Origin of the sequence: Halosimplex rubrum (assembly GCF_013415885.1) — an archaeon.
Classification (GTDB): domain Archaea; phylum Halobacteriota; class Halobacteria; order Halobacteriales; family Haloarculaceae; genus Halosimplex; species Halosimplex rubrum.
In genome coordinates this window covers 3,899,350-3,925,218 of record NZ_CP058910.1, presented here as the reverse complement: position 1 = coordinate 3,925,218, position 25,869 = coordinate 3,899,350, and the positions used below count along the sequence as shown (strand labels likewise).

The window sequence follows — 25,869 nt, the reverse complement described above, 5'->3', positions numbered from 1 at the left end:
CCCGCCGACCGACAGTTTCCGGTGAACCGCGACAGTTTCTTGCGCTCGGAGGGTGAGTACAGAGTCAATGGACACTTTCGAGGGATATCGCCGGCCGGACGGCCGGATCGGCGTGCGCAACCACGTCGCCGTGTTGCCCACGTCGGTCGCGGCGAGCCCGGTCGCCGACCGGATCGCCGGCGACGCGGGCCGCTGGGCGCGGGCGACGCCCCACCAGATGGGGACGAGCCAGCCCGAGGAGGGCCGCGAACGCACCCGGTCGGTGCTCGCGGGGATCGGGCGGAATCCGAACGTCGGCGCGGCGCTCGTCGTCGAACTCGGGACCGAGGACATCGACGCCGACGACCTCGCCGACGATATCGCTGCCTCGGGCAAGCCCGTCGAGACGCTGACCGTCCGCGAGGTCGGCGGGACCGCGGGCGCGCTCGACGCCGGTGCGGATATCCTGGTCGACCTGTGGGACGAGATCGGGGACCAGCGCCGCGAGGAAGCCGACGCGAGCGAACTCGTCTTCGCCGTCGAGTGCGGCGGCAGCGACGCCACGAGCGGCATCGCGGCCAACCCGGCGCTGGGCGACGCCTCGGACCGGCTCGTCGACGCGGGCGGGGCTGTCTGCATCTCGGAGACGCCGGAGTTCATCGGCGCCGAACACGTCGCCGCCGAGCGCTGCGCGGACGAGGAGACGCGCGAGAAACTGCTGGATCGGGTCGAGCGCCGCGAGCGCCTCGCGGACCTGATGGGCGTGGACATGCGCGGCGCCCAGCCCTCGCCGGGCAACCAGGAGGGCGGGCTGACGACCATCGAGGAGAAGAGCCTCGGCGCGCTCGCCAAGTGCGGGACCCGGGATATCCGCCACGTCGTCGACTACGGCGAGGCGATCCCGGTCGGCGGCGGCGTGACGGTGATGGACTCACCGGGCTACGACGTCGAGAGCGTCGTCGGCAAGGTGGCCGGCGGCGCGCAGGTCGTCGCCTTCACCACCGGTCGCGGGTCGACGACGGGCAACCCCATCGCGCCGGTGATCAAGGTGACCGGCAACCACAGGACCGCCGAGCGGCTCGCGTCCAACATGGACGTCGACGCCAGCGCGGTCATCGACGGCGAACCGCTCGGCGAGGTCGGCGAGCGGATCTACCGGACGCTGCTGTCGGTGGCCGATGGCGCGGAGACGGCCGCCGAGGCCCGCCGACTCGAGGAGTTCGCGATCAACGAGCGCCAACCGCGGGAACTCGCCGCGGAGGGACAGCGATGAAAGGAGAACTGCTGAACGAGCGCGCGCTCGTGATGGCACCCGAGGACACCGTCGCGACGGCGCTGGCGGACCTCGACGCCGGCGAGCGACTCGACGACGCCGACCCGTCGGTGACCGTCGCCGAGGAGGTCCCGTTCGGCCACAAAGTCGCGCTCGCGGACCTCGACGTCGGCGAGACCGTCCGGAAGTACGGCGAGGTGATCGGCGAGGCGACCGAGCCGATCGCCGCCGGCGAGTGGGTCCACACCCACAACTGCGAGAGCACGCGCGGGCGCGGCGACCGGGCGGCGGCCGCGACCGGAGACGGGGCGGCCGCCGCGGACGGCGACGCCGGGCACGCGGGGGACGGCCGATGAGTCTGCGCCAGGGGTTCGAGGCGGTCGACCGCGGCGACCGCGGCGTCGGCGTCCGCGACCGGGTGCTCGTTCTGCCGTCGGTCATCTGCTCGCGGGCCGTCGCCGACCGGATCGCCGACCGGGTGCCCGGAGCGGTCAGCGCGCCTCACGACCACGGCTGCGGCCAGATCGGCGCCGACAAGGCCCAGACCCACCGAACGTTTCTCGGCGTCGGCGCGAACCCCAACGTCGCCGGGACGGTCGTCGTCGGCCTGGGCTGTGAGTCGATCCAGAGCGACGACGTGGCGGCCGATCTGACCGGTCTGGGTGTCCCGGTCCGCGAGACCGCGATCCAGGACGCCGGCGGTACCGACGCGACGGTCGAGGCCGGGGTCGACGCCGTCGAGGAACTGCGGGATCGACCGACCGACGACGGCGGAGCGTCCACGACGGCGACCCTCTCGGATCTCACGGTCGGCGTGGTCTCGGGCGATCTCGCCGAGTCGACCCGGGAGACCGCGGACCCGCTGGTCGGCGCGGTCGTCGACGAGCTTGTCGACGCGGGCGCGCGGGTGGTCGCGGCGGGGAGCGAGCGCGTGGCCGCCCACCCCGAGGAGACGGCCCGACGGGCGGTGGACGACGGGGCGGCCGCGGCCGTCCGCGACCTCGCGGAACGCCACCGCGGACGGCCCGCGCGGGCGGCCCGCGTCGGGCGCGATGCGCGCGAGCACGAGTTCGAGGCGGTGACGCGTGCCTGGGGGGACCGGCCGACCCGGGCGGTCCTCGACTACGGCGAGCGGGCGACCCACGACGAGGGGCTGGCGGTCGTCGACGCCCCCTCGCGGTTCGCGGAGGCGGCGACGGGTCTCGTCGCGGCCGGGACGCAGGTCGTGGTCCACGTCACCGGCGACGGCGTGGCGACCGGTCACCCGGTCGCGCCGGTGGTGAAGGTCTCGGGCGACCGGGCGACGCTCGACGCGGTGGGCGACGACATCGACGTGGACGCGACGGCGGCCGACCCCGAGGACCTGCTCGCCCGCTTGCGGGCGATCGCGGGCGGCGAGGGCGTGCGCGCGGAGGAACACGGGCTCGTTTCCTCGGCGATCACCCGGGTCGGTCCGTCCATGTGAGGCTGGGGCGCCGGCGCCCTCGGTCGGGCCGGCGGCCGGCGACCCGAGGGGTCGACGGGCGGTACCACCAGCGTTTTCTCCGCGGCGGGTCACCTCCCGGGTATGAGTGACGAACTGACAGCGACGCTCCACACGTCCGAGGGCGACATCGAGGTGCGACTGTTCGAAGAGAAGGTCCCGAACACCGTCGAGGCGTTCGTCGACCACGCGACCGAATCCGACTACGAGGCGGCCGAGGTCGGCCCGGGCGAGGGCGCCTGGGAGGACCCCGAGAGCGGGGAGAAGCGCGTCGACCCGCTGTACGACGACGTGGAGTTCCACCGCGTCATCGAGGACTTCATGCTCCAGGTGGGCGACCCGACCGGCACCGGTCGCGGCGGCCCGGGCTACACGTTCGACGACGAGTTCCACGACGACCTGCGCCACGACTCCCCCGGGAAGCTCTCGATGGCCAACCGCGGCCCGGACACCAACGGCTCGCAGTTCTTCGTCACGCTGGACGCCCAGCCCCACCTCGACGACAAACACGCCGTCTTCGGCGAAGTCGTCGACGGCATGGACGTCGTCGAGGAGATCGGCTCCGTCGAGACGGACCCCAGTGATCGACCGATCGACACCGTCGTCCTCGAATCGGTCGAAATTCACCGATAATACCGACCGTTCATCGCAGCTTTTGCCCAGTACGTTTTTATTCCCTTAAGCCATTAGTGCGTCCCGGGTATCCTCCCGTAGTCCTGTAATTCTCCGTTATAATACTAGGGGGTATAATATAATTAAAGATAATTTTTGACCGCCGTAGTACTGCGGTTTCGGTAACAACTTACGGCAAGTTCCACCGCAATTTAAGTACCGCGCTCGGTAATGAGGACGTATGCCTCGCGATACTGACGACTCCGACACCAGCCGACGACGATTTCTGAAAGCGACCGGCGCGGCCGCCCTCACCTCCGCGGTAGCGGGCTGCGGGAGCGACGGCGGCGACACCGCCACGCCCGATGACGACAGCGGATCGACCGACACGGGGACCGACGGTGAAGCCGTAACGGTGAGCGAGTACCCCTACGGCGTCGGCGAGACGATGATCGGGGAGGCCCAGCGGGTGATGGAGGAGGCGGGCTACGGCCCGGACAACCGCTTCGAACTCGACTGGCTCCAGTACGAGAGCCCGACCTGGGAGGAGATGGCGTCGACGATCGCCAGCCGACTCGAGTCGGCCTACATCGACATGAACCAGAGCTCGGCGGCGTTCTCGCCGCTGCTGGAGACCACCCGGAACGGCAACCACGAGGCCTACACCCTCGGGTGGGTCGCCGACTACCCCGGTCCGCAGAACTTCGTCCAGCTCATCGACCCGCCGAACACGATGTACGCCGACAACAGCGCGGCCAACGGGGCCCGGCTGTTCTGGTCCGAGGACGCCGAGGCCGACCCGGCGGTCCGCCAGTACATGATGGACCAGTTCGACCGCATCGAGGACAACCCCCAGGACACCGAAGAGGCCGCTCAGATCCGCGGTGAGGCCACCGTCGCGCTGGAGGAAGGCATGTGGCAGGAGGCCGCGCTCATCCCGCTGTATCAGGGTGTCACCGAGGGGATGTGGTACGACCACGTCGACTACAACCCGCCGGGACCGATGGGTCCCTCGCGGGCGAAGGCCAACAACTCCGTCGCGGGACTGGAAGGCAAAGACCGGCTCAGCACGATCTCCTCGACGTTCAGCAGCCTCGACCCGATCGCCTCCGGCAACACCGCGTCCGGCGGCAAGATCATGGACATGTTCGACGCGCTGACGAACTACGCCAACGGGACGACGGAGGTCGAGAACCTGCTCGCCGAGGAGTACGAGCTCAGCGACGACTTCACCACGTACACGTTCACGCTGAAAGAGGGCGCGACGTTCCACAACGGCGACGACGTCACCGCACAGGACCTCGAGTACTCCATCAAGCGGCTGATGGTCTCCTCGAACTCCACGAACGCGCGGTTCCCCGTCAGCGTCATGGGCATCGAACACGAGACCGAGGAGGTCACGGTGACCGACGAGGACGGCAACACCGTCACGGCGACCGACAGCGGTGAACCGGAGACGACCACCCGGATCATCCCGGACTCGATCGGTGTCAACGCGGTCGACGACTACACCCTGGAGATCACGACCGAGAACCCGTTCGCGTTCTCGCTGTCCGTGCTGGCGTACTCCGCGTTCTCGGCGGTCCCCGAGGGCATCGTCGGCGACGTCGAGGGCTACGAGGGCGAGATGGAGTGGTCGGAGTTCTCCCAGAACCCCGTCGGCGCCGGTCCCTTCGAGTTCGTCAACTGGGAGTCGGGCAACGGCGGCGAGTTCGTCCTGGACGCCTTCGACGACTACCACGGCGAGGGCGCTTCCTTCGACGGTATCGACGCCACGATCCTCACCGAGCCCCAGGCGCGGTACAACTACTTCCTCAACGAGAACGCCGACATCGGCGGCGTCCCAACCTCGCAGTACCAGGCCGACAGCGTGACCATCGAGGAGACCGACGACGTCGGCCGCGATCTGGGTACCTACGACCTCGAGAACGGGACCAGCGTCAACTACGCCCGGACTCCCGACATCGGCACCTACTACGTCGGCTTCAACATGGAGGCGGTGCCCAGGCCCGTCCGACAGGCGATGGCGTACGTCATCAACCAGCCCGAGTTCATGCAGAACGTCTTCAAGGGCCGCTTCGAACCGGCCTATCACCTGACGCCGCCGCAGATCTTCCCCGGCGGGATCGAGGCGTACGACGAACACGTCGGCGGCTCCGAGTAAGCGAGCCGGTCCCCGGCCGCTCTCGATGACCCCCCCGCTCAGACGACGAACGTATTACGTTGCGGCCCACACAGAGAGACAACCACACGCATAACGGAAACGACGCCATGAACAAACTCCTGTATATCGCGAAACGGCTCGTCCTCGGGGTACCCGTGATCCTGTTCGGACTCACGATGACGTACGTCATCCTCTATCTCTCGCCGTTCGATCCGATGACCGCGATCCTGGGCCGCGACTCGGACCCCCAGACCGCGCGGCAACTCGCCATCTCGCTCGGCCTGCGGTACCCGAACGGCGACCCCGTACCCCTGTGGATCCAGTACAAGAACTTCCTGATCGAGACGACCACGTTCGACTTCGGCCAGTCGTGGGTCGTCACCCGCGGCCAGTCGGCCGCCCAGCTCATCTGGGAACGCATGCCCGCGACGCTCTGGCTCGGCACCTGGTCGGTCGCCATCGCGCTGGTGCTGGGCATCCCGCTCGGGCTGTACGCCGGCCTGCGGGCCAACACCTGGGGCGACTACACCGCCTCCTTCGGCGGCATCGTCTGGCGCGCCATGCCGAACTTCTGGCTGGCCGTGATGCTCGCCGGCCTCCTGTCGGCCGGCGGCCTGCTGTCGTTCTACCGCGGCTTCCTGATACCGACGGACGTGATCGGTACCCCCGCGGCGCTCGGCAACCTGTTCGGTAGCTACTCGCTGGGCGGGATCGGGATACCGGTTCCCAACCCCTACAACTGGGCGGTCGCGTTCAAGTGGATCCTGCCCGCGGCACTCGTGCTCGGTTCCTCCTCGATGGGCAACGAGGTCCGTATCGGTCGGACCGCCGTCCTGGAGAGCATCAACGCCCCCTACATCGACACGGCCAAGGCCAAGGGGCTCTCCGAGCGGGTGATCATCGGGAAACACGTCGCGCGCAACGCGATGATCCCGCTGCTCCCCGTCATCATGGGCGAGTTCTACCTGCTCATCGGCGGCTCGGTCCTCGTCGAGCTCATCTTCGGGATCCGGGGGCTGGGCAACCTCTATCTCTCGGCGATCTTCGCCTCCGACGTGCCGATAATCGGGGCGCTCACCTACGTGTTCATCCTCATACTCGTGTTCTTCAACATCGCACAGGACGTGGCGTACACGATCATCGACCCGCGGATCGGCCTCGAAGGAGGCGACGACTGACCCATGTGTGCAACTGTCACCGACACGCCGACCGACCGGAGCCGCCGCGAGGAGTCGACGCTGCGCGAACGGATCGCGGCCAACCCGCGGCCGGCCCTGCAGTGGTCGGCGGTCGCCCTCCTCTTGCTCGTCCTTGAGTTCGGCGCCCTGGCCGCCGGCCTGTTGCTGGTCGCGGACGTGCTGGTCGTCGCGGTGACCGGGCTCGTCGAGGTCGTCCTCGGCGCGTTCTCGGACGGCGCCGCGGAGGCGGTACTCGGGGTCCAGTCGTCGGCCAGCGGGTTCCTCGACGGGCTCCGCAGCACGGCCCACAGCGTCCCGACGCTGCTCTCGCGGGACGTGTTCCCCAATCAGGGGTACCAGACCGGCCCGTCGAGCGCCTGGGAGGGGACCTTCCTCGGGCTCCAGCCGGCGGTCGTGTGGGCGGTCCGCGCGACGCTGGTGTACGTCTACGCGGCGGTGCTGGCCTACTGGCTGTTCCGCGGCTGGGGCGTCTTCCGCGAGCACTACCGCCAGGCCGACTGGACGCCCCGCGACGACGTGGTCGACCGCCTGCGTGACCACCGCTGGGGGCAGTTCGGGATCGTCGTCGTGCTCGTCTTCCTGACGATGGCGCTGTTCGCCCCGGCGCTCGGTCCGACGACCGTCGACCGGAACATCGAATCGCCCTACAGCCACGAGCTGCAGTACTACGACGCCGAGAGCGGGAGCGTCGAGACGACCTACGTCGGCGACGCCAACTTCAACTCCAAATCGAAGGGACAGGGCGACCAGAACGTCGGCGTCATGAGCTACGACGACTACGGCCGGTTCCACCCGTTCGGGACGCTGACCAACGGCCGGGACCTGTTCACCTTCGCCGTCATGGGCGCACGTATCTCGATGAGCATCGCCGCGCTGTCGATCGTCCTCGCGAGCTTCCTGGCGGTCGTCGCCTCCATGACCTCGGCGTACTACAAGGGGCTGATCGACCTGGTGACGATCCTCGTCGCCGACGGGATCACGTCCATACCGGGACTGCTCCTGTTGCTGATGGTCGGGATGGCGTTCCAAGGCCACTGGTTGGCGGCCATCCTACACGGCGGATTCCTCTACGCGCTGGCGTTCGGGGTCATCATGTTCCCGGGGCTGTGGCGAGCCGTCCGGGGCCCGGCGCTGCAGGTCTCCGAGGAGGAGTGGATCGACGCCGCCAAGAGCTTCGGCCAGCGCCCGCGGACGACGATGCGCAAGCACATGCTCCCGTACGTCCTCCCGTACCTGCTCATCTACGCGTCGATGTCGATCGGCGGCGTCATCATCACGCTGTCGGCCCTCTCGTTCCTCGGGAACGGCCTGGGCATCGACCCGCCCAACCCCGCCTGGGGCCGGGCCATCTCGATGGGTCGCAACTACGTCTCGACCCAGTCGTGGCACATCGCGTTCATCCCCGGGATGCTCATCGTCGTGCTGGTGACCGGACTCAACGCGTTCGGCGACGGCCTGCGCGACGCCATCGACCCCGAGAGCGAGGGCGGCGGTGAAGAGGAGGCGGCCGCAGGGGGTGCCGCCGGATGAGCGCTCCGCTCTCGGGCGACGGTGCCGAGGACGTACCGGACGGCCGGCGGAGCGGCGAACAGCCCGTCCTCTCGGTGCGGAACCTCCAGACGGTGTTCCGGACCGACCGCGAGACCATCCGGGCCGTCGACGGCATCGACCTGGACCTCTACGAGGGCGAGACCGTCGGCCTCGTCGGCGAGTCCGGCTCGGGCAAGTCCGTCACCGCCCGGTCGATCATGGGACTCGTCGAGGACCCCGGCGAGGTCCTCCCCGGGTCGTCGATCCGGTTCAAGGGCGAGGAGATCACCGACTACGACACGGCCCAGTACCAGGAACTGCGGGGCAGCGGCATCGGGATGATCTTCCAGGACCCGCTGTCCTCGCTGAACCCCGTGTTCACGGTCGGCAACCAGATCCGCGAGGCGCTGAAGGTCAACCGCGGGATCACCGGCGAGGCGGCCCGCGAGGAGGCGATCGACCTGCTCGAATCGGTCCAGATCCCCGACGCGGCCCGCCGGCTGGGGGAGTACCCCCACGAGTTCTCCGGCGGGATGCGCCAGCGGGCGGTCATCGCGATGATGCTCGCCTGCGACCCCGAAGTGTTGATCTGCGACGAGCCGACGACCGCGCTGGACGTGACCATCCAGGCCCAGATCCTCGAACTGCTCTCGGACCTGCAGGACGAGCGGGGCCTGTCGATACTGTTCATCACCCACGACATGGGCGTGATCGCCGACATCACCGACCGCGTGAACGTGATGTACGCCGGCGAGATCGTCGAGAAGGCGCCGACCGAGGAGCTGTTCGCGAACCCCCGACACCCCTACACGGAGGGGCTGCTGGAGGCGATCCCCGGCCAGCACGCCGGCGAGGAGCGCCTGCGGACCATCGAGGGCGAGGTGCCGACGCCGAACGAGGCGGCGACCCACTGTCGGTTCGCCCCGCGGTGTCCGAAGGCCTTCGAGGAGTGCGAGGCGGTTCACCCCGAACTCGTCGACGTCGACGAGAGCGCGGCCGACCACACCGCCGCCTGTCTGCTCTACCCCGAGCACATGACGACCGGCGAGGCCGTCGCACACCACGAGCGGCTCGGCGAGGCGCGCGACGACGGCGACGGGACGACGGACTCGGGCGGGACGGATTCGTCCGAGTCGAGCGAGGACGTCGCGGCCGACGGGGGTGACCGACGATGAGCGAGATGACCCAGCCCCGCGGCCGGACCGACGCCGCCGCGGTCGGCGAGACGCTCGTCGAGGTCGACGGGCTGAAGAAGTACTACGGCGGCGGGGGCTTCCTCGCGGACCCGCCGGTCAAGGCCGTCGACGGCGTGAGCTTCCAGATACAGCGCGGCGAGACGCTCGGGCTGGTCGGCGAGTCCGGCTGCGGGAAGACGACGCTCGGCCGGACGCTCGTGCAACTGGAGACGGCCACGGAGGGCACCGTCGAGTTCGACGGCACCGACGTGACCGAGCTGAGCGGCCAGCGGCTCAAACAGTGGCGCCGCAACGCCCAGATCGTCTTCCAGGACCCCGAATCGAGCCTCAACGACCGGATGACGATCGGCGAGATCGTCCGCGAGCCCCTCGACGTCCACGAAGAGGGGACGCCCCGCGAACGGCAGGAGAAAGTGAAGGACCTGCTCGCGCAGGTCGGGCTCCAGCCCGAACACTACTACCGCTACCCGCACCAGTTCTCCGGCGGGCAGCGCCAGCGCATCGGGATCGCCCGCGCGCTGGCGCTCGAACCGGAGTTCGTCGTCCTCGACGAGCCCGTGTCCGCGCTCGACACCTCCGTGCAGGCGAAGATCCTCAACCTGCTGGAGGACCTGCAGGACGAGTTCGACCTGACGTACCTGTTCATCGCCCACGACCTCTCTGCGGTCCGGCACATCTGCGACCGCGTCGCGGTGATGTACCTCGGGAAGATCATGGAGATCGGCGACACCGAGGAGCTGTACACCGACCCGGCCAACCCCTACACCCACTCGCTTCTGTCGGCGATCCCCGAACCGGACCCGACGGTCGAGAAAGACCGGATCACGCTACCGGGGACGCCGCCGAGCCCGCGGGACCCGCCGACGGGGTGTCAGTTCACCACCCGCTGTCCGGCCAAGATCCACCCCGAGGAGTACGCCCATCTCGACGCGGAGACGTGGAACGCCATCGAGCGGTTCCGGGAGGTGATCCGCGAGCGCACCCGGATCGACCTGTCGATCCGCGACCGGATCCGCCGGAGCGCCGGCGCCTTCCACCGGTTCGACGACATCGACGAGACCGTCACCGATATGTTCGACGACGACACCCCCGACGAGGTCCGGAGCCACGTCGAACAGGCCGCCGAGTACGTCAAGGCGGGTCGTCCGGACCAGGCCCGGGAGTACATGAGCGAGCAGTTCGACGGCGTCTGCGACACGGAACGGCCGGAGCTGTACCCGGTGGGCGACACCGACCGGCTGAGCTACTGTCACCGCCACGCCGAGGAGTACGAGAGCGTCGGGTCGGTGCTCGGCCGCGGGTCGGATGGCGAGTAAGCGACTCCTGGTCGCGGAGTTCGTCGTCTGGGTGCTCGCCGTCGGGGGAGCCGTCGCCGGGGGCACCCTCGTCGTCGGCTACCTCGTCGGCGGGACGCTCGTCGCCGCGAAGTACGCCGTGTTCCTCGCCGGCGTCGCCCTGTTCGGGCTCGGGAGCTTCGGCATCCAGCCGACCCCATCCTACAGGGAGCGCAAGCGGGTGACCCTGGAGTCGGACCGCCAGACCGGTTTCGAAGCCCGTCTGCAACGGGTCCCGCCGCTGCGGGGCGAGCGGATCCCGTTCGACAACCGGATCGGTCGTGACAAGAAGATCTTCGCCGCCAGCCTGGTCGTCCTCGGCGTCTCGCTCGTCATGGAGTTCGGCCTCGGTATCCGGCCGTGAACGGCGGAACCCCGTTCCGTTCGTGAACGGCGGAATCGGGGCCGACGTTCGCTCGACACCCTCCGTTCGTCACTGGACCTTCGACCCCGAGCCGCCGACGGGCGACCCGCCGTTGCACCACCCTTTACTGTGTGAATCGCGTTACCGAGTGTATGCCCCACCACGCCGACGGTCCCGACGACGTCGATCGGAAGGAGATCGTCGCCGACCACAGCGAGGAACTGAAGACCAACTGGGAGCGCGCGCTCGAAGACATGCAGGCGATGGCCGAAGACCGCGAGGACCAGGGCTACGAGACGCTGGCGATCCCAGCGGGCGACACGACGACGCTGTCGCCCTCGATGGGCGAGGACGACGCCTGGGGGCTCTCCCACGTGGTCCCGAACAACTACGCCGAGGACTTCCGGGAGCGCTTCGAGACGTTCACCCTCGACGAGACGGGCGTCTACCAGCTGGAGAGCGGCGGGTTCGTCTTCGTCGTGACCGAGTGCATCGACCTCGACGAGGAGGTCGTGATCTTCGTCGCCGGCTCGTACGACATGCGCTTCTCGGCCGGGCTCGTCCGCACCGCCGTCGAGCGCGAGGAGATGCACACCCACGTCAAGACCCTCGACGGGACGCTCCTCGGCACGCTCGACCACGACGACCCCGCCGACTTCTTCCCCGAACCCGAGCAGTTCTACGCCTACGACATCACCGAGAGCGACGACCCCGAGCGCCTCTCCGACTGACACCGATCCCCGTCCTCCCTCGACGACCGTCCTCCGGCTCGGTCACCTGGAAGGTGTGCCACCGACTCTCGTGAAACTCAGTTCAGTAGCTTCGCCTACAGAAATGTATTTCAGATTACCTTTACGGTGGTGCCCGGTGTAGGAACAGCTGTGATGAGACGGACTCGTCCGCCGGTCGCTTCGGCCGGCCTGCCGACGCAGTACAGTCTGGCGCGCACCCTGCTGGTCTCGCTGGCGATGTCGCTGTCGGTCGCCGTCGGCGCCCTGGTGGTCATGTACCCCGGGGTGACGGCCCTCGCGGTCGCGCTCGCGGCGGTCTCGTGGGCGCTGACGGCCGTGATCGTCCGGGTTCGCCTGCGCCGCCGCCCGGTGACCCGCGTCCTGATGGTTCGGGTCCCGTTCACCGACATCCACGTCGAGGTCTGACTCCGCTGGCGCGCCCTCCGAACGCTCTCTATCTCTTCGCCGCTCGCTCGCCGACTCGCGAGCCGCGCGGCCGGACCGTAACCGCTATTCCGGCGGAGCGGCGACGGACGAACGCGCGAGGGTGGCTGAGCTAGGCCAAAGGCGGCGTCCTCGCGAGCCGTGCGAGCGAGGGCTCGACAGGCGAGCGAAGCGAGTCCGTCGGCGGGCTTAAGACCCGCTCCCGAAGGGGTCCGTGGGTTCGAATTCCGAAAGACGCCTGCGGCGTCTTTCGACCTTCGCGAACGCTTCGCGTTCGCTCAACGGATTAGCGCAAAACATTCCGGGATCGACCGCACGCGGTCGTGCGGTCGACCCGGGAAACGCTTGCACTGATCCGTATCAGTCCCACCCCTCGCTTCGTTTCCAGACGTTCGCGGTTAGACACCGATCCGGACCGAAAGCGACAACCCGGAAGACACGAGAATTCCTGACGCGCGAGGGTGGCTGAGCTAGGCCAAAGGCGGCGGGCTTAAGACCCGCTCCCGAAGGGGTCCGTGGGTTCGAATCCCACCCCTCGCATGAGTGGTCGGCGCGTCCGCGCGCCGACCCGAATCGTCGGGTGACGATTCGAAGCCTATCAGTCGCGCACAACGAACAGAGTGAGCGAGCACGTCTGAGTTCGGTTCGAATCCCACCCCTCGCATGAGTGGCCGGTCGCTTGCGGCGACCGCGACTGAACGCGACACAACGCCCTTTTGCCGACCAACGCCGTATCGAGGGGTAATGACCGACGACATCCCGGCCGAGGCCCGCGACGCCTTCGAGAGTCACGACGCGTTCGCAGCCGCCGACGGCGGCTATCGACTGACGACGACCGTCTTCGACACCGAGGTGACGGCGAGCGAACGCGACGACTACGCGACGGATTTCCGAGTGCGGGTCGAGGTACCGACGCTCCGCAGTGCGGCCGAAGACGGCGAGGTCGGCGAGGCGGTCCAGTCGGGGTGGCTCGACACGCTGGAACGCCGGCTCGAAGACGCACCGATGGCCACGCGGGCGTCGGTCGACCTCGACGAGTTCGACGTGACGACCGCCGACGGCACCGTCGCCGTCACCTACGAGTTCGCCTTCGGCGACGCCGCCCGGGCGGTCGCCATCGCGAAGACGTTCGTCGAGTACGTCGAGGGGACCTACGTGGAGGGCGTCGTCCCGGGCTACGACTACGGCGAGCCGGTGACCGACCTGCTGTCGGCCGCGGCGACGGGCGAGGACGGCGAACGGGGCGGCACGCCGCTGTAGGTCGGGGGTCGCGTGACCGCCGCTCGCGGTTCGAGTTCTCACCCGGAGAACCGGTTCCGGCTACTGGTCGCCGATCACGTCGCTGGCGATGTTGCGCCCGCGGGCTTTGAGGCGCACGTCGCGGCGGACGCGCTTCTCGCGGAGGATGCCCTCCTCGACGAGGCGGTCGAAGATGGCCTCGACCGCCTCGACGTCCATGCCGACGAACTCGGGGATTTCGAACGGCGAGACGCCCGAGTACAGTGCCATCAGGACCTCCATCTCCGTCTGGTCGAGGTCGGCGTCGGTCGCGTTCTGGAGCTCGCCCTGCCGGACGAGCGATTCGAGGATGGAGACGTGCCGGCTCGTCCCCGAGATGTACGTCTGGACGCTGGTCCCCTCCTCGTCGGTGTGTTCGACTTCGAGGACGCGGCGCTCGTCGCCGCGGACGGTCCCCTCTCTGGCGTCGACGGCGCCCACGTCCTCCAGCTCGACCTCGACGAACTGACCGCTGGCGACGCCCAGCCCGACCACGTCGGATTCGATGTTGATCCGCCCTTTCTCCCACTCGATGTCCCGGACGACGCCGCCCTCGACCGCGGGGTGTTTGACGAGGACGACCTCGCCGTCCAGCAGGGCGGTGTAGAGGTGTTCCTCGAACGCGTCGATGTCGGCGGGCGCGACCAGGAACACGTCGGACCCGGTCTGGACCGAGAAGTAGCCCGAGACGGCCGTCATCGCCTGGTTGGCGTTCTTGCGGTTCTTGACGGTGCTGACCTTCGCCAGCGCGATCTGTCGTTTGCCCTCGTTGCTGGCGAGGACGAGCCGCTTGTTCGACAGGAGGACGCGTCCGCTCAGCCACTCCAGGTCGTTGACCTTCCGGCCGCTCTTGACGACCTGGACGAACCGGCCCTGGGTGTCCGCCAGCGCGCGTTCGTCGCTCACGGTCGGTCACCTCCCGACGATAGCAGCCGGCGGCGACCGTCCGTCCCGGTCGCTCGGCCGGGACCGGTCCGCGAGCGCGCCCCGGTCATCCCCGACCACCGAGCTTCGAGATGGCCGAGAAGGCCCGTTTGCGGATCTCTTCGGACTCGGTCTCGTCGAGGAGACTGTCGATGCGCTGGCGGGCGCGCTCGCCGCCGACCTTGCCGAGCGTGAACACGGCCTGGGCGCGCGCCTCGTCGGGGGCGCCGATGTCGTCGACGAGGTCGAGCAGTCGGTCCTCGACGGCCTCGCCGCCGAGTTCGGCGAGGCTGGTGGCCGCGAACTGACCCGCCATCTGATCGTCGGCCGACAGCGCGTCGACCAGGGCGTCGACGACGCGGTCGCGCTCCTCGTCCTCCGTGACCCGGCCCAGCAGCCACGCGGTGTTTCGCTGCTGGGCGGCCTGCTGGCTCTCTTCGAGGATCTCGACGAGCGGGACGACGACGTTGCGGTCGTCGGTCTCGCTCAGCTGCTCGACGACGGTCTCGCGGATCTCGTGGCTCTGGCCCGTGGGGACGTTCGCCAGCAGCTCGACCAGCGAGTAGACGGCCGTCCGGCGCACCGTCGGGGAGTCGTCGGTCAGCGAGGCGACGAGGTACTCGACGGGCTGGGCGTTCGGGAAGTTGCCAAACGCGCCGACGGCCACCCGTCGCACTCGCTCGTCGCCGTCCTGGTAGAGCGGCAACAGCGCGGAGAGGGCCTGACGGTTGCCGATCGACCCCAGCGCTTCGGCGGCCTCCCGGCGGACGGTGGCGCTGTCGTCGCTCAGCAGTCCCTCCAGCCCGTCGGTCGCCCGCGAGTCGGCGATCTGGCCGCAGGCGCGGGCGGCGCGGGCGCGAACGCGCGGGTCGGGGTCGTCGAAGCGCTCGGCGAGTTTCGGGACCGCGTCGGCCTCCTCGACGGCACCGAGGCCGTTGGCGGCGGCCATCCGCAGTTCCGGCACGGCGGCGTCGAGCGCCTTCGCGAACGCCTGGGCCTTCATCCAGTCGGCCCCCTCGCCCATGTCGACGCCGGCCATCTCGGCGATGAGCTGCTCGATGGCGTCGCCGCCCAGCTGGTCGAGCGAGTCGACCGCGGCGGCGGTCACCGCGGCGCTGTCGTCGTCGCTCGCGACGCTCACCAGGGCGTTGACCACGTCCGCGCGGTCGTCGTGGTCCTCGAAGTTGCCGAGCAGTTCCGCGGCGCGGGCGCGCAGCTCCGCCTTGTCGCTGCGGCGCATCACGCCGATGAGCTCCTGCACGTCGCCGTCGCGTTCGAGCTGGTAGAGTGACATCAGGCGCGTCTGTAGATCCGGTGTTTCTTCTCGACCGGGTCGTAGCGGTCGCGGAACTCCGCGGGCAGCGTCTCGGTCATGCCGATCATCAGATAGCCCGCGTCGGTCAGCGACCCGGTGATCGTCTCGAAGATGGGGACCTTGTAGTCGGCGTCGATGTAGATGAGCAGGTTCCGACAGCACACGAGGTCGAAGTCGCGCTTCTCGGGGCCGCGGATGAGGTCGTGGCGTTCGAACTCCACGAGGTCCGACACGCGATCGGTGACGGTGAACACGTCGCCCTCGCGGTCGACGTAGGGTTCGGAGGCGTCCAGGGGTTCGAGCTCCGCCGCGATATCGGTCGTCTGGGAGGTCTCGTAGCGACCGGCGCGGGCGGTCCGGAGGATGTCGCGGTTGATGTCGGTGCCGAGGATATCGACCCGTCGGGCGTCGATCTCGTCGTCGTCGAGCGCGAGCATGGCGATCGAGTACGGCTCCCGGCCGTCCGCGCAGGGGGCGCTCCAGACGGAGACCCGGCGCTGCTCGGCGGTGAGGTCGCGCAGGACGCTCCGCAGCGACTCCCAGGCCTCGGGGTTGCGGAAGAAGCCGGTGACGTTGATCGACAGCGAGTCGAGCAGGTCCTCGCGCTCGCCCTCGTCGGCTTCGAGTTGCCGCTGGTAGGTTCGGTAGTCGTCGGCGTCCGTGCGGCGCATCCGGGCGTTGATCCGCCGGTCGAGGTAGGCGTCGTTGTAGAAGCCCGACTCGAAGTCCAGTTCGCGCTCGATGTAGCTCAGCAGCTCGTCGAACTCGGGACCGCGCTCCTGTCTCATGGCCGCCTCCCGTCGGTCGGCGTCGCGAGTCGGTCCCGCGTCGACGGCTCGGCGTCCCCCGTGCGTTCGGTCACGTCGGTACCTGCGTGGCCCAGCGCCATCAAAGCGTCACCACGTCGAGGATGTGGACGATGTTCCCGTCGCCGAGGACGGCGGTCCCGCTGAGGCCGGGCGTCCCGCTGAGGATGCCCTCCAGCGGCTTGACGACGACCTCCTCCTGGCTGTTGACGGCGTCACAGCGCAGCGCGACCTGTCGTTCGGACTCGCGGATGCGGACGAGCATCCCCTCATCACCGCCGGCGCCGGCCGCGTCGACGGCGCCCGCCGCGGCATCGCTCCCCGCGCCCGCGACCGCCGCGGCGCTGCCGTCCCCGGCCGGTCCGCTCGCGACCTCGGCGGCGTCGCCGGTCGCGTCCACGGCGTCACCGTCCGCGTCCGCCGGTTCGCCGCCGTCGGTGGCGGCCGTCTCGCCCCCCTCGGCGTCGGCGGTCGCGTGCGTGCCCGGCACGTCGAAGCGCTCGGCCAGGTCGACGACCGGGTAGATGTCGTCGTTGTGCTTGATCACGTCGTTGCCGTTGATCTGCTTGACCGCGGAGGTGCGGGTGATCTCGTCGACGTTCTTCAGCGGGACGCCGTACTCCTCGTCGCCGACCTCGACGAACAGCACCTTGACGATGGCCATCGTCACCGGGAGGCGCAGCGAGACGGTCGTGCCCTCGCCGGGGGTGGAGTCGACGCTGACGGAGCCGTCCAGTTGCGTGACGGTGTCGTGGACCACGTCCATGCCGACGCCGCGGCCGCTGGTGTCGGTCACCTCGTCGGCCGTCGAGAAGCCGGGGTGGAAGACCAGGTCGTAGACCGCCGAGTCGCTCATCGCCTCGATCTCGTCCGAGGAGCGGACGCCCTTCTCGATGGCCTTGCGCTTGATCCCCTCCACGTCGAGGCCGGCGCCGTCGTCCTCGACCTCGATGATGACGTGGTCGCGTTCGCGGGAGGCGCGCAGTTCGACGTGACCGGTCGGGTCCTTCCCGGCGGCCTCGCGCTCGGCGGGCGCCTCGATCCCGTGGTCGAGCGCGTTGCGGATGATGTGCATCAGCGGGTCCGAGATCTCCGTCAGAATGGTGCGGTCGAGCTCGATGTCCTCGCCCTCGATGGTGAACTCGACGTCCTTGTCGAGTTCGCGCGAGAGGTCCCGGACCATCCGCGGGAACTTGCCGACGACCTTCTTCAGCGGGATGAGCCGCATGTCCATCACCGTGTTCTGGAGGTTCGCCGTGATCTTGTCGAGCTCGTTCAGGTTCTCCGAGGCGCCGGACAGGTCGTCGGTCTCGACGGCTCGACGGAGCTTGATGCGGCTCGTGACCAGCTGCTCGACCAGCCCGTGCAGGTCGTCGAGCTGGTCGACGTCGACGCGGACGGACTTGATCTCGTCGACGGAGGCGCCGTCGTCGCCGCCGGAAGCCGCCTGGGGCGCGTCGTCCGCGGGGTCGGGGTCTCCGGTCGCGTCCGCGATAGTTCCGTCGTCGTCCGCGTCGCCTCCGTCCCCGCTGCCCAGCGCGCCGGTCACGTCGACCACGTCCGCGTCCTCGACGGCGCCGATCGCGTCGAGTTCCGCCGCGGCGGCGTCGGCGCCGGGCGCGTCGAGCGCGAGCGCGAAGGTCTCCTCGAACTCGCCGTCCTCGATCGCTTCGCGGTCGGGGTCGGCGTCGAGCAGGTCGAAGGCGTCGGTGATCCGGTCGAGCGCGAGCATCGCGTCGACGCCCAGCATGTCGCCCTCGCCGACCGACACGTCCGCGCGGACGACCCGTCCCTCGGCGTCGCCGGCCGACACGTCGAAGGCCTCGACCGCGGCGGCGTCGACACCGTCCGCGGCGCTCCCGTCGGCGGCCTCGCTGTCGACGCTCGCGCCGTCGTTACCTGCGTCGGCATCGGCGGCCGTGTCGGGCGCCTCGCCGGACTCGGAATCGGCGTCGCTCTCCTCCATGACGGCGCGCAACTGCGCGACCATCTCGGCGGTGTCGGTGGTCGACTCGCCCTCGGATTCGATCTCGCGGACGATGACTTCGATCATGTCCACGCCAGCGAAGATGAGGTCCATCCGCTCGGGGGTGACCGCCATCTCGTTCTGGCGCATCGCGTCGAGCAGGTCCTCGATGGCGTGGGCCAGGTCGCTGGCGTCCTCGAACCCCATCGCGCCGAAGTTGCCCTTCAGCGTGTGGGCCGTCCGGAAGATCTGGTCCATCGCGGCCTGGTCGTCGGGGTCGCTCTCCAGGTCGAGCAGCGAGTTGTTCAGGTCGGTGATCGCTTCCTCACTCTCTCGGATAAACGCGTCTAGATACTGGTCGTCCATTTAGGTCACCTCGAATGCGTCGAGTATCGCCGCCGCCACGTCGTTGACCGGCGCCACGCCGTCGACGCAGCCGGTCTCGATGGCTCGTTTGGGCATCCCGAAGACCGCGGACGTGGCCTCGTCCTGTGCGACCGTGTAGCCGCCGGCCTCGTGGATGGCCCGGATGCCGACCGCGCCGTCCTCGCCCATCCCCGTCAGGATGACGCCGGCGAGGGGGTCGGTGACCCGCTCGGCGGCCGTCTCCATCGTCACGTCGACCGCGGGCCTGACGTTGTTGACCGGCGGGTCCTGCGTGAGCCCGACCCGCAGGCGGCCCCGCCGGTAGCCGGTCACTTCCATGTGGTAGTCGCCCGCGGCGATCAGCGCCTCGCCGCCGCCGATGCGGTCGCCGTCGGCCGCCTCGCGGACGCTGTACTCGCTGCGGGCGTCCAGTCGCTCGGCGAACCGGCCGGTGAACCCGCTGGGCATGTGCTGGATCACCAGCACTCGCAGGTCCGCCGCCAGCGGCAGGTCCGAGAGGACCTGCTCGACGACGGTCGGGCCGCCCGTCGAGGAACCGATGACGACCGTCGGGTCGTCGACGTACTCCGTCGTCGCGGCCCCCGCGTCGGGTCCGGTCGTCTCCGTCCCGGTCGTCCCGTCGGTCCCGACGCCGGCGGCGTCGACACCCGACCCGGCGGTCCGGGCCGAGGCCACGTCCGAGGAGTCGGTCGGGTCGACCGCCGCGACGGAGGCGACGATGTCGACGAGCTGGTCCTGCATCCGGGACATCTCCATCGACACCTCGCCGCCGGGTTTGCGGAAGAAGTCGACGGCGCCCTTCTCGAGGGCCTGGAACGTCACGTCCGCGTTCTCGTCGGTGTGGGCGCTGAGCATCAGGATCGGGGTCGGCCGGGTCGACATGATCCGGTCGGTCGCCTCGATGCCGTTCATCTCCGGCATCTCGACGTCCATGGTCACCACGTCGGGGTCGGTCTCGGCGACCGCGTCGACGGCCTCCCGGCCGTTCTTGGCCGCGGCGACCACGTCGATGCCGCCCTCCTCCAGGATGTCGGAGATGACGCTCCGCATGAAGTGCGAATCGTCGGCGACGACCGCTCGCGGCGACGAGCCTACTGCCATATCGGACTCCCGGTGACGGCTCGGGCGAAGCCCGAGCGGTGTCGCCGGAACCCAGCCGGAGCCGGCACCATACCTACTCACGTGTGGCGGTAGCGCCGGGATAAAGACTCCGCCCGCCGTATCAGCGTTGATAACCCGGGAGACACGCTTAAGTCGCCGTCGCGGGCTCTTTCGGGCAACGGCCACCCATGGCATCAGGTACTCAGAACGCGGCGCCGACGGCGACGGACGGACAGGTCCTGGAGTTCTCGCTGGGCGAAGAGACCTACTGCGTGAGCATCGACTACGTGACAGAGATCGTCGACGCCGGCGAGGTGACGACCGTTCCCAACTCGCCGCCGCACGTCCGGGGCGTGATGGACCTGCGCGGGCGCACGACATCGATCGTCGACCCGAAGGTCGTCTTCGGCATCGACGGCGACGGCGCCGAGCGGCGGATCATCGTCTTCGACCCGGCGATCGTCGACGACCAGGGCGCCGCCGGCTGGCTGGTCGACGAGGTGTACCAGGTCGTCCACGTCGACGGGTCGGAGGTCGACGACTCCCCCTCGCGGGACCAGGACGCCATCCACGGCGTCGTCAAGCGCGACGACGGGTTCGTCATCTGGGTCGACCCGAAGGCCGTCCACTCCGGGTAACCGTTCCACGGCACCGGCGCTACGGCCGGTAATCGGACCGTACCGGCGCCGCCGGACTCCTCCCGCGCGTGCGATCGCGAAGTGATCGCATGAACAAGACTTTTTACCACAGACACCGGATGCTCCACCAGCCGAACTCCGCGAGGATCCACGGAAGACATGATCGAACTAACGAAAACCGGCATCGACGGGTTGGACGAGATCCTGAACGGTGGTATTGTCAAAAATTCGACCACCCTGGTGAGCGGGAATCCCGGGGCGGGCAAGAGCATCCTCTGTCTGCAGTTCATCTACAACGGCGTCGAGCAGTTCGACGAAAAGGGAATCTACCTGACCTTCGAGGAGGACGAGGAGGACCTGCGTGAGGCGGCCGAATCGATCGGCTTCGACAAGTGGGGCGAGTACGTCGACAACGGCGACATCAAGGTCTACGACAAGAAGGTCCTGCTGCGGGAGAACGACTTCTCCTCGTCGCTCGAACTCCTGCTGGACGACTTCGAGGACAACGACTACGACCGGGTCGTCCTCGACTCGCTGGCGATGTTCGAGCTCTTTTTCGAGAACGAACAGGAGAAACGCACGTACCTCCTGAAGTTCACGGACATCCTCAGTCAGAACGACCTGACGACGCTGATGACCAACGAACAGGGCGCCGTCTTCCCCGAGACGGAGATCGGGCTGGAGAACTACCTCACCGACGGGAACATCTACCTGATCCAGACACCGACCGAGTCGGGCGTCAACCGGTACGTCTGGGTCGCGAAGATGCGCAAACAGGACATCGAAACCGACATCTTCCCGATGGAGATCTCCCACGGCGGGATCCGCGTCCACCAGAACGCCAGCGCGTTCTCGATGATGAGCGAAGACGACAACCCGCTGTAGTCGACCCGCCCCGTTCTCACGATTGTAACCGGTTATTACTTCGTAAAACAGGGGTTTCGAACTTTCTCAAGGGCGATTTAGACGGATCCCCCGCTCCCGTCGCCGCCTCGGTAACCTGGCAGTACTGGCAGCGATAGATTTATACTGTGGTAAATATACGTTTTGATAACGGATGGCTTCAGCCGAGATTCTCCAGACCCTGGGGAACAAATACAGCGCAGAGATCCTGGACGCGACCGACGAGCCCCAATCGGCCCAGGAACTGAGCGACGAACTCGGGATCCCGATCGCCACCTGTTATCGCCGGATCGACGAGTTGACCGAACACGACCTGCTCGAACTCCACGACAACATCCTCTCGGACGACCGGCGGCGCATCAAGGTGTACCGACGAAACGTCGATACGGTCCACATCGACTTCGAGGAGTCGCTCACCGTGGAAGTCGAGGAACGGACGGAGGTCACGAACAAGCTCGACGAAGCCTGGCGGACACTCTCGGAAGGCTAGACCGCGCGCACGCGTGTTCTCGGCGCACCGCCGACCGCGGCGGTCGGTCGTCGTTTCGCTGCCGTCGTCGCACTCCGAACGGTAAGTACCCGAACCGACCGCCTCAGGTCTCGTTCTGCCGGTTTGTCGATTGTTATCACGAGAGATATTTTCGAGGGTGGATTTAATACGGGGTGTCGAGAAGGCCGAGCCAACGTGGTCACAGTGATCGAACTACTCTACGCCGTATCGACGCTCGTCTTCGTCGTCGCCGGACTGACGATGGTCGGCATGGCCATGCGCGCGTACGTGCAGACGTCCCGACAGGCGATGCTTCACCTCTCGCTGGGGTTCTCGCTGGCGGTCGCCGGCGCCGCCGCGACGATGATCAGTGCGTTCCTGACGGGGTTCGCCGGGGCGCGGTCGCTGTTGCTGGTCAACAGCGGGCTGACGACCTTCGGCTACCTCTTCGTCATGTACAGTCTCGTCACCTACGAGTGACTCGGACCGAACTCTATTCTCATACTTTCAATTAATACTAGGGCCCTCGTCGATCGGTCTCTGTTGGCTATCGCCACACAAACACCTGTTTTAAACTATCTACCGCTTGTTTTCCTCTCTGAGAACGGGATACGTGCCGGTATGGTGTGATTTTAATATCGATAATTGGGGGATCACCCTTAATACGTAAGCGTAGAACTCTGGGAGTAGAGTCCGGGCGCACCGTAAGTTCCCGGGCGGAGAATCCCATGCTACACAACGAACGCAACGAACGAGACCGCGGGCAGGTCGGTATCGGGACCCTCATCGTGTTCATCGCGATGGTCCTGGTGGCGGCGATCGCGGCAGGCGTGCTAATCAACACGGCGGGCTTCCTGCAGACGAAGTCCGAAGAGACGGGCCAACAGTCGGGACAGCAGGTCACCAACCGGCTGCAAGTTTCGGCGGCGACGGGGACGAACCTCAGTGAGTCCTCGGTCGGCGTCGTGAACCTCACGTTGAAGAAGTCCCCGGGGGCGAGTAATATCGACCTCGAGAACGCGACTGTCCAATGGGTCGGCCCCTCGGGCACCTACAACCTGGTCAACGCGACCGTCCAAGCGTCCGGCTCGGACGGGCACTTCGGTATCGTGCCGTTCAAGGACTCCGACGGTTCCCACCCGGTACTCAACGACCCCGACGACCGTATGGTGATGGTCTTCGACCTCGGTCGTGACGACGTGGTCTCCGACGACAAGATGTCGCTCGATACGCGGACGGGCCGGCAGACCGGTGACGGCAGTGGTGACGGGCAGACCTACTTCGGCGACCAGATCCCCGAAGGCGCGTCCATCAACGTCCAGATCACCACCAAGTCCGGTGCGACCACGAACGAACAGCTGACCGTCCCCGAAACGATCTCGGGCGCCAACGCGGTCCAGCTCTAAACCTGTCGGATTCCTTTTATTCGACGGAACTAAACCCTTTTATCGCGGACAACAGCGTATGGTGACAGGCGACGACGAGCCGACCGAGGGAGACGACGGCCCCATCCTCTCGCCCGACGAGCTCGACATCACGCAGGACGAGCACGTCGCCGAGATCGACGACGGGCGCTACGTCGTCTCGCCGGGCGAACCCATCGGGGACACGCCGGCGGTCGACGACCACACGTCGGCGGCCGACCGGCCCCCCGAGACGCCGCCGGAACCGGCCGCCGAACCGGCGGCGGAGCCCCCGGAGCTGACGGAGGCGGACGTCCACGAGTTCCTCGCGACGCAGTTCTCCGATTCGGGCTCGCGATACGGCTTCGACATCACGGCGACGTTCGACGGGTCGATCCGGCAGCGACAGATGGTCTCGAACGACGTGGTGACGATCTTCGAGAGCCTCGTGCTCTGGTACGCCCAGCAGATCGACGGCAAGACGCCCGTCGAGGAGGTACTGGGTATCCTGCTGATGGAGGCCAACGTCCCGGTCCGCTACCCGCCGGCGAGCCTCCGACGCCTGCTCGAATCGACCGAGCTGTCCCCCGAGGACTCGATCGCCGACCTCATCGCCGCCGTCGGCGACGAGGACGGGTTCCGGATCTGACGGGGTCGAGTCGATCCCCGAACCGCCCGCCCGCGGCCCGTTCGAACGCCGTCGGGTGCTATCAATCCCGATAATTTACGGGAAGGCTTTATCTGGGTTTTCACAGTACGTGAGAGGTGATAGGCCCATGTCAGACGTATTGATAGCCGACGACTCGGAGTTCATGCGAAACCTGCTACGCGAGATCCTCGAGGAGGATCACAACATCGTGGGTGAGGTGGAGAACGGCGTCGAGGCGGTCGAGACGTACAAGGAATCGGAGCCGGACCTGGTGATGATGGACATCGTGATGCCCATCCGCGACGGGATCGAGGCGACCGACGAGATCAAGACCTCCAATCCGGAGGCGAACGTCATCATGTGTACCAGCGTCGGCCAGGAGGAGAAGATGAAGGAGGCGGTCAAGGCCGGCGCGGACGGCTACATCACGAAACCGTTCCAGAAACCGAGCGTCATGGAAGCCATCGAGGACGTCGTCCCGTCATGAAAGTCGACGTCCAGTCGCTCGGGACGTTCAACCGTCTGGCTCACGAGGGGGCCAAGCAGGCGACCCAGTCGCTGTGCCAGATGACCGGGCTGGACGCCGTCGTCGACGTGACGAAGATCACGCTGGTCGACCGCGCGGACGTGGGCGAGCAGCTGACCGACGGGGAGTACGTCGGCGTCCAGTTCGCCTTCGACGGCGAGCTCGCGGGCGACACGGTGCTCGTGTTCGACCGGGCCGGTAGCGAGACGATCGTCGAGTCGCTGGTCCCCGGCGGGTCGGACGACGAGGCGATGGCTCGATCCAGCGTCGAGGAGATCGGCAACATCATGATGAGCGGGTTCATCGACGGCTGGGCGGACTTCCTGGAGACGACCATCGAGCACTCCCCGCCGGAGTACGTGGCGGGCGACGGCTCGGCGATGCTCCCGGACCCCCCCGAGGACGCCGAGCGCGACCAGGTGTTCGTCTTCAAGAGCGAGATCGAGTGGATCGGCGAGTCGGTGAGCTTCTACATCTACATGTTCCCCGAGTACGACCCGCTCGCGGACGTGATGGCCCGGACCGGCGACACCGAGGACGACGCCATCCCGATCGACAAGCTCGAGGTCTTCAACGAGATGACCAAGGACGGCACCCAGCAGGCCGCCGCCAACGTCGAGATGATGACCGGGATCGAGACCGAGGCGGAGGTCACCCGGCTCAGTTTCGCGCCGATCGAGGACGTGCCCAAGCAGGTCGGGACCGACACCTACGTCGGGACCGTCGTCGAGTTCACGGGCGTCCCGAGCGGGTTCCTGCTCGTGTTGTTCGACGAGGCCTCGGCGGTCCACATCGCCGAGGCGATGATGCCGGTCGAGATGGACGCCGACGAGCTGACCGACCAGCACAAGGCCGCTATCGAGGAGCTGGGCAACATCATGACCTCGGGGTTCGTCGACGGCTGGGCGAACGTGCTCCAGACCTCCGTCGAACACACGCCGCCGCGGCTGGTCCACGACATGGGTCGGGCGGTCGTCGACCCGCTGGCCGCCCAGGTCGGGCAACACCAGGAACACGCCTTCATCATCGACTCGGAGATGCGGACCGACGACATCCAGTTCGGCGCCGAGATCCACGCCCTGCCGAACGAAAAGGAGTTACGTCAGGCGCTCGACGAGTTGCTCGTCGAACGGGCCGACCAGACCGAGGCCGACGTGGAAACGATCTTCTGACC

At 67.9% G+C, this 25,869-nt stretch carries 25 protein-coding genes, 1 tRNA gene and 2 pseudogenes; 22 read left to right on the top strand and 6 right to left on the bottom strand.

From position 1 onward, the window contains the following. The first annotated feature begins 67 nt into the window (after positions 1-67). From HZS55_RS19665 to HZS55_RS19600, 14 genes are all read left to right on the top strand, one after another. The gene (locus HZS55_RS19665) at positions 68-1,252 is read left to right on the top strand and encodes a UxaA family hydrolase (RefSeq protein WP_179909243.1); all 1,185 of its coding nucleotides are present in this window, start codon (positions 68-70) and stop codon (positions 1,250-1,252) included. Next, on the top strand, positions 1,249-1,608 hold the full coding sequence (locus tag HZS55_RS19660; RefSeq protein WP_179909242.1) for a UxaA family hydrolase: 360 nt from the start codon (positions 1,249-1,251) through the stop codon (positions 1,606-1,608). Before HZS55_RS19665 ends, HZS55_RS19660 begins: the two co-directional genes overlap by 4 nt. Beyond that, positions 1,605-2,717 carry a UxaA family hydrolase gene (locus HZS55_RS19655; RefSeq protein WP_179909241.1) on the top strand — a complete coding sequence of 371 codons (1,113 nt, stop codon included), beginning with the start codon at positions 1,605-1,607 and terminating at the stop codon, positions 2,715-2,717. The genes HZS55_RS19660 and HZS55_RS19655 overlap by 4 nt, the downstream gene beginning before the upstream one ends. 102 nt (positions 2,718-2,819) lie before the next feature. Continuing rightward, complete coding sequence (locus HZS55_RS19650; protein WP_179909240.1) at positions 2,820-3,368, top strand: peptidylprolyl isomerase; 549 nt, start codon at positions 2,820-2,822, stop codon at positions 3,366-3,368. 220 nt (positions 3,369-3,588) lie between these two features. After that, positions 3,589-5,511 (top strand): ABC transporter substrate-binding protein, encoded by a 1,923-nt coding sequence (locus HZS55_RS19645; RefSeq protein WP_179909239.1) that lies wholly within the window; start codon positions 3,589-3,591, stop codon positions 5,509-5,511. A gap of 107 nt (positions 5,512-5,618) precedes the next feature. After that, complete coding sequence (locus HZS55_RS19640; RefSeq protein ID WP_179909238.1) at positions 5,619-6,689, top strand: ABC transporter permease; 1,071 nt, start codon at positions 5,619-5,621, stop codon at positions 6,687-6,689. Positions 6,690-6,692: 3 nt separating this feature from the next. Next, complete coding sequence (locus tag HZS55_RS19635; protein WP_179909237.1) at positions 6,693-8,240, top strand: ABC transporter permease; 1,548 nt, start codon at positions 6,693-6,695, stop codon at positions 8,238-8,240. Then, a complete protein-coding gene (locus tag HZS55_RS19630; RefSeq protein WP_179909236.1) occupies positions 8,237-9,415 on the top strand; it encodes an ABC transporter ATP-binding protein in 1,179 nt (392 codons plus the stop codon). Before HZS55_RS19635 ends, HZS55_RS19630 begins: the two co-directional genes overlap by 4 nt. A 5-nt stretch (positions 9,416-9,420) precedes the next feature. Continuing rightward, positions 9,421-10,752 carry an ABC transporter ATP-binding protein gene (locus tag HZS55_RS19625; protein WP_394353567.1) on the top strand — a complete coding sequence of 444 codons (1,332 nt, stop codon included), beginning with the start codon at positions 9,421-9,423 and terminating at the stop codon, positions 10,750-10,752. Continuing rightward, entirely contained in the window at positions 10,742-11,134 is a 393-nt protein-coding gene (locus HZS55_RS19620; RefSeq protein ID WP_179909234.1) for a DUF7555 family protein, read from the top strand. Before HZS55_RS19625 ends, HZS55_RS19620 begins: the two co-directional genes overlap by 11 nt. A gap of 152 nt (positions 11,135-11,286) precedes the next feature. Next, a complete protein-coding gene (locus HZS55_RS19615; RefSeq protein ID WP_179909233.1) occupies positions 11,287-11,865 on the top strand; it encodes a DUF7529 family protein in 579 nt (192 codons plus the stop codon). Between the two features lie 153 nt (positions 11,866-12,018). After that, positions 12,019-12,291, top strand: coding sequence for a hypothetical protein (locus HZS55_RS19610; RefSeq protein ID WP_179909232.1), 273 nt, complete (start codon positions 12,019-12,021; stop codon positions 12,289-12,291). A gap of 473 nt (positions 12,292-12,764) precedes the next feature. Further along, positions 12,765-12,849: transfer RNA gene (locus tag HZS55_RS19605), tRNA-Leu, on the top strand. A gap of 204 nt (positions 12,850-13,053) precedes the next feature. Beyond that, positions 13,054-13,569, top strand: coding sequence for a DUF5813 family protein (locus HZS55_RS19600; protein ID WP_179909231.1), 516 nt, complete (start codon positions 13,054-13,056; stop codon positions 13,567-13,569). A gap of 60 nt (positions 13,570-13,629) precedes the next feature. Here the strand turns inward: HZS55_RS19600 and HZS55_RS19595 are convergent, their stop codons facing one another. The 6 genes and pseudogenes from HZS55_RS19595 to cheB form a co-directional block, all read right to left on the bottom strand. Continuing rightward, entirely contained in the window at positions 13,630-14,493 is an 864-nt protein-coding gene (locus tag HZS55_RS19595) for a CheF family chemotaxis protein (protein ID WP_179909230.1), read from the bottom strand. Between the two features lie 85 nt (positions 14,494-14,578). Then, positions 14,579-15,805, bottom strand: a complete 1,227-nt coding sequence (locus tag HZS55_RS19590; RefSeq protein ID WP_179909229.1) for a HEAT repeat domain-containing protein — start codon at positions 15,803-15,805, stop codon at positions 14,579-14,581. After that, positions 15,805-16,614, bottom strand: coding sequence for a CheR family methyltransferase (locus tag HZS55_RS19585; protein WP_179909228.1), 810 nt, complete (start codon positions 16,612-16,614; stop codon positions 15,805-15,807). The genes HZS55_RS19590 and HZS55_RS19585 overlap by 1 nt, the downstream gene beginning before the upstream one ends. Positions 16,615-16,714: 100 nt before the next feature. Further along, positions 16,715-17,008 (bottom strand): annotated as a pseudogene (locus tag HZS55_RS23065) (chemotaxis protein CheW); the annotation flags it as partial. A gap of 87 nt (positions 17,009-17,095) precedes the next feature. After that, a pseudogene (locus HZS55_RS19580) lies at positions 17,096-18,964 on the bottom strand (ATP-binding protein); the annotation flags it as partial. After that, positions 18,965-20,086 (bottom strand): chemotaxis-specific protein-glutamate methyltransferase CheB, encoded by a 1,122-nt coding sequence (gene cheB / locus HZS55_RS19575; RefSeq protein WP_179909226.1) that lies wholly within the window; start codon positions 20,084-20,086, stop codon positions 18,965-18,967. Between the two features lie 188 nt (positions 20,087-20,274). Between cheB and HZS55_RS19570 the strand changes: the two genes are divergently transcribed. From HZS55_RS19570 to HZS55_RS19535, 8 genes are all read left to right on the top strand, one after another. After that, positions 20,275-20,724 (top strand): chemotaxis protein CheW, encoded by a 450-nt coding sequence (locus tag HZS55_RS19570; protein WP_179909225.1) that lies wholly within the window; start codon positions 20,275-20,277, stop codon positions 20,722-20,724. Positions 20,725-20,883: 159 nt separating this feature from the next. Continuing rightward, the gene (locus tag HZS55_RS19565; RefSeq protein ID WP_179909224.1) at positions 20,884-21,609 is read left to right on the top strand and encodes an RAD55 family ATPase; all 726 of its coding nucleotides are present in this window, start codon (positions 20,884-20,886) and stop codon (positions 21,607-21,609) included. A gap of 172 nt (positions 21,610-21,781) precedes the next feature. Further along, entirely contained in the window at positions 21,782-22,117 is a 336-nt protein-coding gene (locus tag HZS55_RS19560; protein WP_179909223.1) for an ArsR/SmtB family transcription factor, read from the top strand. A gap of 204 nt (positions 22,118-22,321) precedes the next feature. Then, positions 22,322-22,597, top strand: a complete 276-nt coding sequence (locus HZS55_RS19555; protein ID WP_179911930.1) for a DUF7521 family protein — start codon at positions 22,322-22,324, stop codon at positions 22,595-22,597. Between the two features lie 248 nt (positions 22,598-22,845). Then, entirely contained in the window at positions 22,846-23,523 is a 678-nt protein-coding gene (locus HZS55_RS19550) for an archaellin/type IV pilin N-terminal domain-containing protein (RefSeq protein WP_179909222.1), read from the top strand. Positions 23,524-23,581: 58 nt separating this feature from the next. After that, entirely contained in the window at positions 23,582-24,169 is a 588-nt protein-coding gene (locus tag HZS55_RS19545; RefSeq protein ID WP_179909221.1) for a DUF7500 family protein, read from the top strand. A gap of 127 nt (positions 24,170-24,296) precedes the next feature. Continuing rightward, positions 24,297-24,656 carry a chemotaxis protein CheY gene (gene cheY, locus HZS55_RS19540; RefSeq protein WP_179909220.1) on the top strand — a complete coding sequence of 120 codons (360 nt, stop codon included), beginning with the start codon at positions 24,297-24,299 and terminating at the stop codon, positions 24,654-24,656. Continuing rightward, the gene (locus HZS55_RS19535; protein ID WP_179909219.1) at positions 24,653-25,867 is read left to right on the top strand and encodes a chemotaxis protein CheC; all 1,215 of its coding nucleotides are present in this window, start codon (positions 24,653-24,655) and stop codon (positions 25,865-25,867) included. The genes cheY and HZS55_RS19535 overlap by 4 nt, the downstream gene beginning before the upstream one ends. Positions 25,868-25,869: the final 2 nt, after the last annotated feature.